The sequence below is a fragment of the Parafilimonas sp. genome (assembly GCF_047606085.1).
Classification (GTDB): domain Bacteria; phylum Bacteroidota; class Bacteroidia; order Chitinophagales; family Chitinophagaceae; genus Parafilimonas.
Genome location: NZ_JASGEX010000060.1, coordinates 1 through 14,135 on the forward strand (window position 1 = coordinate 1; position 14,135 = coordinate 14,135).

At 42.4% G+C, this 14,135-nt stretch carries 8 protein-coding genes; 4 read left to right on the forward strand and 4 right to left on the reverse strand.

The window, feature by feature from the left end:
* The first annotated feature begins 219 nt into the window (after positions 1–219).
* The 4 genes from QM629_RS05265 (at position 220) to QM629_RS05280 (ending at position 9,376) form a co-directional block, all read left to right on the forward strand.
* Complete coding sequence (locus QM629_RS05265; protein ID WP_415157925.1) at positions 220–1,710, forward strand: oligosaccharide flippase family protein; 1,491 nt, start codon at positions 220–222, stop codon at positions 1,708–1,710.
* A gap of 69 nt (positions 1,711–1,779) precedes the next feature.
* A complete protein-coding gene (locus QM629_RS05270; protein ID WP_415157927.1) occupies positions 1,780–3,294 on the forward strand; it encodes an O-antigen ligase family protein in 1,515 nt (504 codons plus the stop codon).
* Positions 3,295–3,799: 505 nt separating this feature from the next.
* Positions 3,800–7,321 carry a chromosome segregation protein SMC gene (gene smc / locus QM629_RS05275; protein ID WP_415157929.1) on the forward strand — a complete coding sequence of 1,174 codons (3,522 nt, stop codon included), beginning with the start codon at positions 3,800–3,802 and terminating at the stop codon, positions 7,319–7,321.
* 708 nt (positions 7,322–8,029) lie between these two features.
* Positions 8,030–9,376, forward strand: coding sequence for an alpha-L-fucosidase (locus tag QM629_RS05280; protein ID WP_415157931.1), 1,347 nt, complete (start codon positions 8,030–8,032; stop codon positions 9,374–9,376).
* A gap of 25 nt (positions 9,377–9,401) precedes the next feature.
* On the opposite strand, the gene QM629_RS05285 is transcribed toward QM629_RS05280, so the two are convergent.
* The 4 genes from QM629_RS05285 to QM629_RS05300 form a co-directional block, all read right to left on the reverse strand.
* Positions 9,402–10,778 (reverse strand): endo-1,4-beta-xylanase, encoded by a 1,377-nt coding sequence (locus QM629_RS05285; protein ID WP_415157933.1) that lies wholly within the window; start codon positions 10,776–10,778, stop codon positions 9,402–9,404.
* Positions 10,775–12,031, reverse strand: coding sequence for a hypothetical protein (locus QM629_RS05290; protein ID WP_415157935.1), 1,257 nt, complete (start codon positions 12,029–12,031; stop codon positions 10,775–10,777). Before QM629_RS05290 ends, QM629_RS05285 begins: the two co-directional genes overlap by 4 nt.
* Positions 12,031–12,795, reverse strand: coding sequence for a WecB/TagA/CpsF family glycosyltransferase (locus QM629_RS05295; RefSeq protein ID WP_415157937.1), 765 nt, complete (start codon positions 12,793–12,795; stop codon positions 12,031–12,033). Before QM629_RS05295 ends, QM629_RS05290 begins: the two co-directional genes overlap by 1 nt.
* 130 nt (positions 12,796–12,925) lie before the next feature.
* Positions 12,926–14,101 (reverse strand): glycosyltransferase family 4 protein, encoded by a 1,176-nt coding sequence (locus QM629_RS05300; protein ID WP_415157939.1) that lies wholly within the window; start codon positions 14,099–14,101, stop codon positions 12,926–12,928.
* Between the last annotated feature and the right edge of the window lie 34 nt (positions 14,102–14,135).

Sequence of the window (14,135 nt, forward strand, 5' to 3'; positions counted from 1 at the left end):
ATGTCATTAACTTAAGGCAGGCACATCTTCTAAATATTTACTAATTATTTTGCGGAGATTTACAACTGAGCATTGATTATTGTGTATTGAATATTGAGTTTTCTTAAGTTAATGACATTGCATTGCGCACTAATAAATAAACAACATTGACTTATACATTGCCATAAGCCCGCTTATACAGGCTTATGGCATATTAGTTCTTAAGGCAGCAATTGGCCTATGGTTAAAAAAAAGCAGGTAATACAATCCGGCGCCTGGCAAATGCTTAATGTAAGCATTAAGGTGTTTTCGCAGTTTGGGTATTATGCAGTAATGGCAAGGCTGCTGCATAAATCCGAGCTTGGCGTGTTTGCCCTGCTTAACTCCTTTATGAACTTTGGCAACATGATTGGCGATGGCGGCATGGGCGATGCCTTGCTGCAGCGAAAAGAAACGGATAAACAACATGTAAATGCTGCATTTTTTTCAGGCATGCTGCTGGCGGCCATTATTTATATTGCTATCTTCATCATTGCCCCTTTTGCGGCAGCATTTTATAAAGAGCCGCAGCTAACATCTTCTCTGCGCATATTCAGCATTATTTTCTGGTTTGCCGCCATGTATGCTCCCTCATTTGCCATGCTGCAAAAAAATTTCAGGTTCAAAAAAATATTTATTGCAGATGGCGTAATGCTGCTTTTGTCAAACGTTTTGGGTATTGCGCTCGCATATTGCGGCTATGGCGTCATGTCGCTTGTCTGGTCGCAGATATTTTATTTCGGGGCCGAACTGCTCACCCTGCTGTTGTATTATCCCTTGCCGCTAAAGGCAGGCTGTACAAAAAAGCACTGGAAAGACCTGGCTGGCTATGGTTCCGGGCTCACGCTTATCCGCGTAAATAACTATATCGTTAATTTCGGTATTATACTGGAAGTGGGCAAGCTGGTAACGGCATCGGTATTGGGTGTTTTCGACAGGAGCTTCCGCATCATGAACATTCCACAGCGTTTTATATACGATATGGTGCAGCGCGTTATGATGCCCGCCATGGTAAAGAAAAACGACAATGCAAAAGGAACATACAAGGTGTTTTCAAAATCACTTTCCCTGATTAATTCGGCGCTTGTTCCGCTCACCGTTTTCCTTATCGTTTTCAGCAGGCAGATCGTGCTTGTTCTGCTTGGGAAAAAATGGATGGATGCCGTTCCGCTGCTGCAGGTATTTTTTCTCAACCTGCCTTTACGCACAACAGCCAGCCTTGGCGACACCTTAATGCGGGTGCATGGCCTCATAAAGCTGAACCTCATAAGAAAAGTGCAGAATTCAATCATCATTTGTGTGTTTATTTATATTGGTTATTTGCTTGCAGGCTTAACCGGTATTAGCTGGAGCATCTTTGTTTCCACTTTAATTTCTTATATCATGATGATGGCCATAGTGCGCACAAGGATTTTTCAGAACGATTGGAGATCGCTGGTATATAAGCCCTATTATAATGGCGTAATGCTGAGTATATACTGGGTGGCGCCGGCTTATTTTTTGTACCGGTTATTGCACCTGTTTATTGCGGATGAAATAATTGCATTTGCTGTTTTATGCGCCATAACGGGCGGGGCGGCGACGCTCGCATTCATCAAAAAACCAAAGTTATTGGGCAGCGATATAGTTTATATTCAGAAAGATTTTATGCAGATGTTTGCAGGGAAAAAAAGGTTAAAGAAAAGCCGGTGATTGTTCGCAAAAACGATCAGCAAAAATCAGAAGGTTAGTATAATCATAATTAAATAATTTTATTGCAGCATGCAGGGAGGGTATCCAAATAATTTACAGCAATCAAAGGGCAGCGGCATTTATATAGGCGCTAAGGAGTTATTATTTCCCGTGATATTGTGCACCATCGGCCTTACCCTTTACCTTTCTTTGATCAGTCTAACATCAGCGCCGCTCGTACTGCTCACTGTTCCTTTGGTATTATACGACCGGGCATTTATGTACCCTATGCTTATGACCATTTCGTTATCGCAGGGCGCATTTACCGACACCGCCACTTCGGGCGTGGGAACGGCCGATGCCTCTTATGCCGAAAGCCTTACCATAGCTGCCATAACACCCATACTTGCCTGGGACCTGCTTACACAAAAAAGCAAAATAGTGCCGCTGCGGTTTTCCATCATTTATTTGTTCTTTATCGTTTTTGTTATTACAGGCATTTTTGTGTACTACCAGCATCCTCAGAATTTTGCCGGACTTCCTGCCGGCACAGGTAAGGCCGCGCCGGCTTTTCATAGCATCGTTAAAGCAATAAAACTGGTTTTTTACCTGTTTTTTTTAAGGGTGCTTATTAACTACCCGGAAGAAATACTGCATAAAATACCGGAATATACGCGGCGTTGCATGCCCTTTATTATCATTCCCCTGGGCCTTAACTTATTGCTGAACGGAAGAGTGCAGAGCGGGGTAGGCTATTCCGGCACTTTGCAACTGGGCGATGTGCACCATGGCACCTTTACCTCCACGTTGTGCGCCTTATCAATTTATGTTTTTATTACGCTGTTCAGCCGCAAGCCCGGCGTTGGCCTCTTTACCCGTTTTTTTGCGTTTGGCACCATTGCGCTGGTAGGCGTAATGATTATGATGATGGGCTCAAGAAACGGTTTGCTTTCTTTTATGATACTTTGCTGCCTGGGCGTTTACATTCACCTTGTAAGGCGTACAATTGACTACCAGTTTGTAATTGTTTCCGTATGTTTTGCGGGCGCTGTAATAGCTTTGCTGTTATCGCTTAATTCCCCCACCTTGCAGCGGGCCGTCTATATGACCGACCAGGCCGGGGGCGGCGACCGTACCTATTATTGGGAAGCCGGCGCCCATGCCCTCAGCGCTTCGCCGGTGTTTGGCATGGGCGGCGATGAAACGGCTTCCATTGCAGCAGTGGCGCGATATGCGCCTTCGATGGTGCAGGACAGGGTTATGCATAACACGTATCTTGAGGCCGCCGTTGAATACGGTTTGGTAGCGGCAGTTTTGTATATCGCTTTTGTATGGTTTACCCTGCAATGGTCTTACCGGTTATACAAACTGGCGCTTAACCGGCAGGAAATAGTGCTGGCAGCGCCGGGACTAAGCTATTTAATCATGATGATAGCAGCCATGTTCGTAAGCAATCTCTGGGATACCAGCATCTGGTACACCGTAAGCATAATATTTGCGCTCGCCATACGGCTGGTTTACCCGCAATGGTCGGATAAGCGGCGCATCCATACAAGGCTTTCGTTTGAACAAATGAAAGCCACTGCTAAGCTGGGCAGTTTATAGTTTATGAACCCGTTTGAACTTTTGAAATAAACCACACAGATACATAGCTTCTTAGCAAACACAAGGGCAAAAGCGATACAAAGATTTTCATCTTCGATGAAAATACGATGATTCACTTTGTACTGCTCTTGATACTGAATACATTTTCCTTAAGAAGCTGTTTGAATTTCTTTCGCACAGAGAACACAGAGCTGACAGAGTCGCTTTATCCTCTGTTGACTCCTTTGCTCTGTGCGAAAAATCGTTAAAACCCTGTAAAGGATTAAACTTTTAAACAGCTTCTTAAGTAATTATTATGTTTCTTATATGTTTAAAATAAGCCTAAACAACTTCTATATAATAAAAACCCTGCAACCGGTAACTGTTTTTTCTTCTTTCCACTATTTCTCCACAGTGCAAATTGTGTGAATTTCAGCCTCTGTAATTATACTTATGTTCGCAGGCACATTTTGGGCAGATACGGTATTTTATTTTAATTCGTTATTAGTAAGTAAACTCGGAACGCATGAAACTTAAGCAGCTTGAGATAAAAGGTTTTAAAAGCTTTGCCGATAAAACCATTCTGAATTTTGATGAAGGCATAACAGGCATTATTGGCCCGAATGGTTGCGGCAAAAGCAATATCATAGATTCTATTCGCTGGGTGATAGGCGAGCAGAAAATATCCCAGCTTAGAAGCGAAAACCTGGAAGCCCTGGTATTCAATGGTTCCAAAACCCGATCTGCCAGCGGCCTTGCGGAAGTAAGCCTCACTTTTGAGAACACGAAAAACCTCCTGCCTACAGAGTTTAATGAAGTAACGGTAACCCGCCGGTTCTTTAAAAACGGCGAAAGTGAATATCGTTTGAACGATGTTTCCTGCCGCTTAAAAGACATCCATAACCTTTTTCTGGATACCGGCGTAAGCAACGACAGCTATGCTATTATAGAACTGGGAATGGTGGACGATATTATTCGCGATAAAGACAACAGCCGCCGCCGCATGCTGGAGCAGGCTGCCGGCATCACCATTTATAAAACAAGAAAAAAAGAAGCCAAACAAAAGCTGGATGCTACCGAAGGCGATTTGAACAGGATTGAAGACTTATTATTCGAAATTCAAAACCAGCTAAAGGTTGTGGAAAGCCAGGCGAAGAAGGCAGAGAAATATCACGAAATAAAAAAAGAATACAGGCAGGTTTCCGTTGAGCTGGCCAAAGCTGCTTTGGAAGGGTTTAATCTTACGTATAAAGACCTGAATAAACAGCAGGAAGATGAAACCGATAAAAAGCACGCACTGGATGCAGCAATAGCAACCGGCGAAGCGGAACTGGAAAAAGACCGCGTTGATTTTCTGGAACAGGAAAAAGCTTTGCAGGAACAGCAGCATGATTTTAATGAGCTTGTTCAGCAACTGCGCGCTAAAGAAAATGAAAAGAACCTTGCATCGCAGCGTTTGCATTACCTGAAAGAAAAAGATGCCTCGCTGAAAGAATTTCTGGAACGGGCAACAGGCCAGTTGAAGCATATTGAAGACTCCATTCAATATACACAACTGCAGCATGAAAAAGAGGAAGATGCTTTACAGCAATTAAAAGATAAGCTGGATGCAAGCCGTGAAGAAACAGATGCAAAGCGAATCTTGCTTGATGAAAAGCGCTCATCAACCGATAAAGTGCGCAGCGCTCACCTGCAAACACAGCGCAAACAGTTTGATGCAGAAAAGAAAGTTGCCGTAGCGGAAACATCAGTGCATAACCTGCAGCGAAGCAAAGCGCAGATAGAACAGGAGCAGCAAAACCGTTCTTATCAAATTCAGCAGTTGGATGCAGAAGTGGCGGAAAAAGCTAAGGCGCTTGAGGAGAAGCAGCTCACTTTGCAGCAACTGAAAGAACAGCATGAATTAACAAGGCAGCAGATATTGCAATCGCAAAGCGAACTGGAAGTGCTGCGTGCAAAGCTTACCGAAGAAAACCGTAAGTATGATGCAAAGCGCAATGAGCACGACCTCCTGAAAAGCCTGGTTGATTCAATGGAAGGCTATCCGGAAAGCGTGAAATTTTTGCACAATAACAATCAATGGAATTCAAAAGCGCCCATTCTTTCAGATATAATTTATGTGCAGCAGGAATACAGGACTGCATTGGAAAATGTATTGTCGCCTTATCTTAACTATTATATTGTAAACAATCTTGAAGAAGGCCTGCAGGCCGTAGAATTGCTCGGTAAAAACCAGAAAGGCAAAGCCAACTTTTTATTGCTTGATAAGATAGCCGGCATTAACATACAAGCGCCGCAGCCGCAAAATACCATTAAGGCAATTGATGTGATTGAAGTGGATGAACAATATAAAAAGCTGGCCGAATATTTATTGGGCAATGTATTTATTGCAGAAAATGAAGAAGCGGTGAATAATGCCGGTGATGGCGTGGTATTGCTGGAACGCACAGGCAAATATGTAAAAGGCGAATATACTTTAAGCGGCGGCAGCGTTGGTTTGTTTGAAGGTAAAAGAATAGGCCGCGCCAAGAACCTGGAGAAACTGCGGGAAGAAATTGCCGCGCAGGAAAAAGCCGTGCAGGAATTAAAGGCCGCCATTCAGCAAAAACATAACGAGGTAATTGGTTATAACGAGCAGTTGAAAGAAAATCTTATTAAACAAACCGAAGGCGAAATAAACCAGCTTACCAACAGCCTTTTCGCTACGCGGAACAAAATGGAGAACCTGCAAAACACGCAGCAGCATGCAGCCGGCCAGCTTGAAGATATGCAGGAGCGCCTGGAGAATGAACAGGATATTATTGACGCTTTGCGCAGCGAATTTGCTGTGCTGAACGAAGAATTGAATGCAACAACGGCTGCCATAAAAGAAGCGGAGGACGCTTACAAGGCTGCAGACCAGGCATACCGCACGGTATCCGGCCTGTTTAATGAAACGAATATTGCATTTACACGTTTGCAAAGCAAACTGGGCGCATTACAGCAGGAAGTGGGCTATAAGCAAAACCAGTTAAAGGAACTGCATGTACAAATAGAACAGAACAAATCCCAGTTGGAAGAAGTGAGCGGGCAAATAACGGAAAGCACCGAAATGCTCGCATCAGCAGAAGATACTTTATATACTTTGCTGCAAACAAAAGAAGCGGAGGAAAAGAAACTGAATGAGGCGGATGCGGCATACTATAACCACCGCAATGCTTTGCAGGAAAAGGAAAGCGCCTTGCGCCATAAAATAAAAAGCCGTGAAATAATAGACCAGCTTTTAACGGAAATAAAAGATAAGCTGAGTGAATTAAAACTGAACCTTGCCGGCATGCGCGAGCGCCTGCATGTAGAGTTTAAGATTGACCTGGATGATATACTGGACGAGCCAAGAACATCTGATGCTTCAACGGAAGAATTGCAGGCGGCATCAGACCGTATGCGTAAGCGCCTTGAAAACATTGGCGAAGTAAATCCCACAGCCATTGAAGCCTTTGTGGAAATGAAAAAACGGTATGAATTTATTCTTGAACAAAAGCAGGATCTGGTAAGCGCAAAGGAAAGCTTACTGCAAACCATTGAAGAAGTGGAAGCCACCGCCAACCAGCAGTTTCGCGAAACGTTTGATAAAGTGCGGGAGAATTTCCAGCGTGTGTTTAAAGCCCTGTTTACAGAAGAAGATACAGCCGATATGATCCTGGAAAACCCGGATAACCTCGCCGAAACAGGTATTGATGTGGTAGCAAAGCCCAAGGGCAAAAAACCATCGAGCATAACACAGCTGAGCGGCGGTGAAAAAACCTTAACTGCTATTGCATTGTTGTTTGCCATTTATTTAATTAAGCCTGCGCCGTTCTGTATTTTAGACGAAGTGGATGCACCGCTTGATGATGCCAATGTGGGCAAATTCAACAATATGATACAGCAGTTCAGCGATAACTCGCAGTTCATTATTGTAACGCACAACAAATCCACCATGAGCACAGTTGACGTTATTTATGGCGTTACCATGCAGGAGCCTGGTGTAAGCAAACTGGTGCCGGTTGATTTCAGGAGCCTGAATTAGAGGGTAGTTGTTAATTCTATTTCGTTCCTGCCTGGAAAGATTTATTTGATATGCTTTAAGCAAAATGCCTGTAAGCTTATTCACCCAGCTTTATTATGAGGTGCCCTAGCCGGGCATAACGAGCAGGTGGTTGTGTTTATGCCCCTGGCTTTGTCTGGATGTAAGGAATAATGGCAAGTGCATACAATTTTTGCAATGCAACTCAGTGTAACAGGCTGCTATTTCGTTCCTGCCTGTTTAAGTTTATTACATTCAATCAACAACACCGTCCGTCTTTCCCGCGAAAGCGGGAATCTCCTAATTTTACTGCATGCAATATGGCGGCACTGTTTATATCATGACAAATGAATATGGCAGTGCGCTGTAAGCAAATGCCTGTAACTTATCCAACTCAATTTTATTATGAGGTGCCTGGTCGCAGCCGGGCATGACGGCAGGTGGTAATGGCGTGATTAGATATATGAAGGCTGCTACGTTTTTGTCCGAGCGGAGCCGAGGACATTATTATTGAGCGAAGTCGAAATAATAATGCTTCAGCATTAAAACGAATGCCTGGTTGCTATGGAGGAATAATGGCAGGCGTATAATTTGTGCAATGCAAATAAATGGCCGTACATTCCCAGGTAAGAAGTATATCAGAAGCGCATTTATTGGTTACAAAAAATATAATTCAGAAACTTTTCAAACAACAGTCACTATATTGCTGCGATGAAGAAACTACTGTTTTTCGCTGCAGCTTATTTTTTTTATACAGGATTGCAGGCTCAAAAGCCTGCCGTTAATCAGCCCATACCATCGCCACGCCAGTTGGCATGGCAAAAAATGGATTATTATTTCTTTGTTCATTTTGGCCCGAATACTTTCACTGATCTCGAATGGGGGAAAGGCACAGAGCCGGAAGATGTATTCAACCCAACCAATCTCGATTGCGGGCAATGGTGCCGCATAGCCAAAGCGGCCGGCGCAAAAGGCATCATTATTACGGCAAAACACCATGATGGGTTTTGCCTCTGGCCAAGCAAATATTCAACGCATACAGTAGCGCAAAGCAAATGGAAAGATGGAAAAGGCGATGTGCTGCGCGAACTGAGTGATAGTTGTAAAAAATACGGCCTGAAGATGGGCGTATATCTATCGCCCTGGGACAGGAACCACCCGCAATACGGAACGCCTGCTTATAATGATGTGTTTGTAAATATGATGAAAGAAGTGGTAAGCAATTACGGGCCTTTCTTTGAGTTTTGGTGGGATGGCGCCAATGGCGAAGGCCCAAATGGAAAAAAACAGGTATATGACTGGCAGCGGTTTAAACAAACCATGCGCAGCATAGCGCCCAATACAGTGGTGTTCAGCGATATTGGCCCTGATGCACGCTGGGTAGGAAATGAGAAAGGTTTTGCCGGCGATCCTGACTGGAATACACTGGATACGGCTGGTTTTACACCTGGACTCGGCGCTCCGTCGCAGGATACGTTGAATCATGGCAATGTATATGGTAAGGTTTGGATACCTGCGGAATGCGATGTAAGCATAAGGCCGGGCTGGTTTTATCACATAGAAGAAGATGAAAAAGTAAAGCCGCCCGAAGAATTGTTTCAATTGTATTTAAAATCCGTTGGGAGAGGAGCAAACCTTTTATTGAATGTGCCGCCTGACAGGAATGGTGTGATTAATGCCCACGATTCTGCTGCGCTGGTTGGTTTTAAGGCATTAAGGGATGAGAGCTTTACTAAAGCAATAGCAGATAAAAAATTTAAAGCGGCTTCATCCACTTATACCATACCATTGGGCAGAAAGCAAAAGATAAATTGCATTATTTTACAGGAAGATATTGCCACAGGGCAAAAAATAAAGGCATTCACGGTTCAGCTTTTACAAAATGGCAAAACGGTAAATGAATTGCACGGCCATACGGTTGGTAAAAAAAGGATACTCAGTTTTACTGCCACAGAAGCTGATACTTTTACCGTAAAGATTGACGATGCCAAGGCAACCCCACTGTTAAATGAAATAGCAGCTTATTTAATTGATGAAGGGTTGGTTGAAAAAGAATGAGAGCAGCAGGAATTAAATGTTGACATTAGTTAGTTGTTACTGTAACAACTAATCCCTTGTTATCAAGGGAAATATTTTTTTTAATTTCTTTGCCGTCACTTGTTTTCACACTAACCGTATAATTACCTAAAAAGCCACTGGCATTTACCTGCCCGTTTTCATTTGTATTTGCCGTAAGGTTTGTACGCCATTCATGCAAAACGAGTTTGTCCCACGACTCCCCGTTAGGTTTAACGGACCAGTCTTTATTGTACAATGCTGCAGAAGGATACCAGTCGCTTCCTTCCCAAAAGCCCCACATAACAACGCCGGTTACAGCAGGCTCTGAAAATGCCAGCCGTAAAAAATCTTCCGTAAACTGCGCCTGCAAATTCAATTCGGCAGCGCTTTGTTTGTATGCCTGGTTTTTGTTTCCGAAACGAACATCAAATTCTGTTACTTTTATTGGAATGTTAAGCCGGGCGAACTGTTCAAATATTCCGTGGAGATTATTTATAGATGGAAGGGTCGTATTTTTAAAATGTCCCATAAATCCAATGCCTCCTACCTTAAGGCCCTGCGTTTGCAGTTCTTTTATTTTCTGAAAATATGTATCATTAAATGATTGGGTTACATCCGAAGGCAGTATTTGTTCATTTACAAATAAAGTTTCATCAGGAGCCGCTTCCCGCGCTACCCGGAATACCTGAGAATAAATATCATTGCCTACATAATCGGGCAGCAGCATTTTTTTTGATGAAAATGGAATGTTTATCTGTCCTTCCTGGTGTGTTGTCACAATGTGATTAATTGCATCCCACTCAGTTATAAGACCTTTTGTTTGCGTAATTATATCCCTTATATGATCAAGCAACTGTGTTTTATATTCAGCAGGGTTATCATATTGTTGTTGTGTAAGGGATGAGCCATAATAGGAAAAAGATTTAATTGGCGCCCATGCCAGGTAATGCCCACGCACTTTTATGTTATTGTCATTCAGCCAATGCAACGCTTTTAGCGTTCGCTGCATATTAGCCGAAGATTTCGGGTTATTATTCCAGGCATTCCATTTCAAATCGTTTTCCAGCACTACTTCATTATAATGTGACTTTACAATATCCCTGTATTTTTCACCATCTGCGTTTTGTGACAATAACCATTTGGAAGCTACAGCAGAGCCGAAAATAAAAGCGCTGCTTTCCTGGTGTATGGTTACGGAAGCGTTGCTGACCGGTTTCCCGTTTTTATCAATAACCTTAATGTTCAAATCAGCTTTTCTATACTTTTCAATCCGGTCATTTGCAGCTTTAACCCAGCTTCTGTCTGCAGGGTTATATACAGGCGGCTTTTGGGCGCATGATGTAATGCTGTACAGAAACAATAAAAAGCCCGGCAGCAGGTTACCAAATTTTATTGTATTCATATTCCTGGTTTAATAATGTAATTTTTTCTTATGCCTTCATGCGCAGCGTCAATCGAAACAGCATTGCTGCCGTTATTCCAGCGCGGGTGCAGGTCGCATCTTTTTTCGTCATCAAATTTCCAGGGAGCAAAAAAAGTACCCAAAGCAGCCGGGGTTTTAGTATTCATGTTAAATAATAACAGGGTCCTTAATCTTGATTTATCAGGATAAGTATCTGTTATGATATAATTTTTATCATTGCTTATGGTAGGATGCCCGTCGCCATACCTGCTTAAATTTCCATCATCCAGCTTTGCATATTTTCCGGTAAGGGCATTTATAGTGATGTAAGCATCGCCATATTCGGGCGTTCTTGCCCACACGATGAGCTCTGTATTATTTATCCATGAATAATGGGATATCATGCGGAAGTCCAGCAATGTTTTCCGGTTATTGCCGTCTGCATCTGCGCAGATAAGGCGGGAATATTTACCGCTTTTATCTATCCACCTGTGCAGGAAAACAAACAATTTTCCATCCGGCGAATAATAGCAATGGTTTACTTTATGACTGGCTTCAGCAAACTCAGCCGGCGCTTCTTTCACCAGGTCGCTTATCTTTATTATTAACTGATGTTGTCTTGCCAAATAATCAATTTTCCATATCCCGTCTTCATCATAATCCTGCTTTACTTTAAAGTTGGCGCATTCTTTAAAATACCCGTAATCCGGCCGCAGCCAGGATAGGCGGCGGTAATTAAGCGATAAATATTCCTGTTTAACGGGGTTTACAACCTGCACGGGAAAGGGATAAAATAATGCTTCGTTTTTTTCAAGATCCTTTAAAACACTGCCCAGTATATTTTCCCTGTAAGCATTATAAATAATTGTTGAATTGTTTAACCACTGCGCCATGGCGCCCTGCTGATAATTCCAGGCATCCGTTTCTCCGGTTATTTCATGCTTTGCTTCATCTATATTGCAAACAGCTATATAGCATTTATTGTTGCGCAAAACATGCCCTAAGTACAAGCTGCCATCTTTATTCCACGGGCATTTATCATAATAACCAAAATAGAAAGCATCCATAGCTGTAATGCCGCAAAGGGCTGCAACATCAATAAGCTGCACCCGGGGAGAAAGCTGTAATTTTTGTTTGGGCAGCGCTGTAAAATACACTGCCCTCTTATAGCTTTTCCTTATCAAATCCCTTAGCCAGGGCTGCGATTCAAGCAGGCGGGCTATTCTTCTTTCAAATCCGGAGTACTGTGCCATCAGATGGGTTTATTTAAAATTCTTTTTTTAGTAAAGTCTTTTACAAACAGGCCGAATACATACCAGGGCTCTACCATATATCTATACCAAAACCGTTTGGGATTTTCCGTTAGCCTGAAGAACCATTCCAGGCCGGCCCGTCCCATCCACCTGGGCGGGATTTTTACAGTGCCTGCCACATATTCAATAGCGGCGCCGCAGGTCATGATCACATTTGCATGAATGGAGCTCCTGTTTTCATATATCCATTTTTCCTGTCGCGGCATGCCCATCCCTACAATCAATATATCCGGGTTAAAAGCATTGATCTTAATAATTACTTCGTTATTATCGGGTGATGTTACAGCCGCATCAAAGAAGCCGTTCCGGTAATCAATTTTCAATGAGGGATATTCAATCCTTAAGGCCTCCATCCCTTTAGATACACTCTTTTCATCTGCGCCAAGGTAAAAAACACGCCAGCCATTTTCGGCAGCCGTTTTCATAAGCGGATGAATTAAATCAACCCAGGTGATGCGGTGATCTTTTTCCAAAGGATAGCCCAGCAGCCTGCCCATATATACGATAGGCATGCCATCCACCCGTTTTATGGCCAGCGATTGCAGTGCCTGCAGGTCTTTGCTTTTATGCAGAAGATAAATGCTGTGCAGGTTCTGGCTGGCCACTATAAGCTGTTCATGATTGTCAATGCTCTTTTTTATAACCTGCAATAAACCTGCAAGGCTATACGGGTTTACTTCTGTTCCTAAAAGTTTGTAAGGCATATTATAAGTTTTTGTAAGAAATGTTATTTAATTATTCAATTTTCAGTTTTTCAGAAGTGCTGCAAAGGGCATTCTTACTCTTTCGACACACGGGATGATTGTGTGCCGATATTTGAATATTTGCTTTAAATCAATGCATCGAATTATTAATTTGAGTTAATAAAAATTTTACCCTGTGCTCCCATGTATGGTTATTTAATATTTCTGTTTTCGCTGCAGCGCCAATGTCAGCTAGCTCATTTTTATGATTAATTATATCTTTAATTGTTTGCTTTAAATCGTTAATGTTTCCGTGCTGAAAAAGAAAGCCATTTTTTCTATGAGTTATTAAATTTTTTGAGTCTTCTGTTGCGGAAGCCAAGGCGGGCACGCCTGAAGCCATGTATTCATAAAGCTTTAACGGAGATACATACAAGCCTATTTCCATAGCCTCCGGCGCTGAATAGCCTACATGGAAGGATTTTATATAAGCGGGCACCTCATTCCAGGGCACACGACCGGTAAAAACAACATTGTTTTCAATGTTCAATGTTTGGGGTGTTTCTTTAAGCCTGTCTGAGTCAATGCCGTCACCCACAATCAGCAACTTTAGCTGAAAGCCCTCTTTAATTAATTCAGCGGCGGCAGTAAATAAAAAATCAAGCTTTTGCCAGGGCTGGATGGTGCCAACAAAACCAATAGTTAACTCAGGGAAATTGTATTTGGGCTGTATTTCCTGTGTGTTAAACTTATCAATATCTACGCCGTTAGGCATTACAATTGTCTTGCCTTCGGGAATATTGGCTTCAGCTAATATTATCTCCTTTAATTTATTGCTGATGCACACAAGATAATCGCATTCTTTATAGGCTTTTATTTCAAAATATTTTATTAGCCTGGGCAAAAAAGTGCTCTTTCTTGCTTCGTTTGCTTCATAGAAAAGCGGGGCATTGGTTTCCAAAACCCATAAAGTATTTTTGCTTTTAAATGCCTGGCCTAACGCCTGCATAGCGGCAAGGCGTTCATAAACAATATCATATTTTTCTTTGTTTTGCCTTTTAAACTTCAGTCGGAAATAATACCTGTATATAAGCCTGAAAACATCTGCAACCATTCTCTTTGTGGCGCTATCACTAAGCTGTTTTGCCATGTTGCGATTGCCTTGCTTATTAATATTAATTACATCGCCGGCAATAGCTTTATGTACATTATACCCGTTCGTTTCAAACCCTTTTATTACACCTAATATATGTGCGCGAGGGCCACTTGTTCCTGCATTGGGCAATGTGGAAACTCTGGGTGCGCCTGATAGGTATAATAAATTCATATTTTAACCCTTTTTTGTTTATATGTTTTTATAA

What these genes read in the sequence shown, in the direction of transcription:
- QM629_RS05265 (WP_415157925.1), top strand. Translation starts at nt 220, where the DNA reads ATGGTTAAAAAAAAGCAGGTAATACAATCCGGCGCCTGGCAAATGCTT.
- QM629_RS05270 (WP_415157927.1), top strand. Translation starts at nt 1,780, where the DNA reads ATGCAGGGAGGGTATCCAAATAATTTACAGCAATCAAAGGGCAGCGGC.
- smc (WP_415157929.1), top strand. Translation starts at nt 3,800, where the DNA reads ATGAAACTTAAGCAGCTTGAGATAAAAGGTTTTAAAAGCTTTGCCGAT.
- QM629_RS05280 (WP_415157931.1), top strand. Translation starts at nt 8,030, where the DNA reads ATGAAGAAACTACTGTTTTTCGCTGCAGCTTATTTTTTTTATACAGGA.
- QM629_RS05285 (WP_415157933.1), bottom strand. Translation starts at nt 10,778, where the DNA reads ATGAATACAATAAAATTTGGTAACCTGCTGCCGGGCTTTTTATTGTTT.
- QM629_RS05290 (WP_415157935.1), bottom strand. Translation starts at nt 12,031, where the DNA reads ATGGCACAGTACTCCGGATTTGAAAGAAGAATAGCCCGCCTGCTTGAA.
- QM629_RS05295 (WP_415157937.1), bottom strand. Translation starts at nt 12,795, where the DNA reads ATGCCTTACAAACTTTTAGGAACAGAAGTAAACCCGTATAGCCTTGCA.
- QM629_RS05300 (WP_415157939.1), bottom strand. Translation starts at nt 14,101, where the DNA reads ATGAATTTATTATACCTATCAGGCGCACCCAGAGTTTCCACATTGCCC.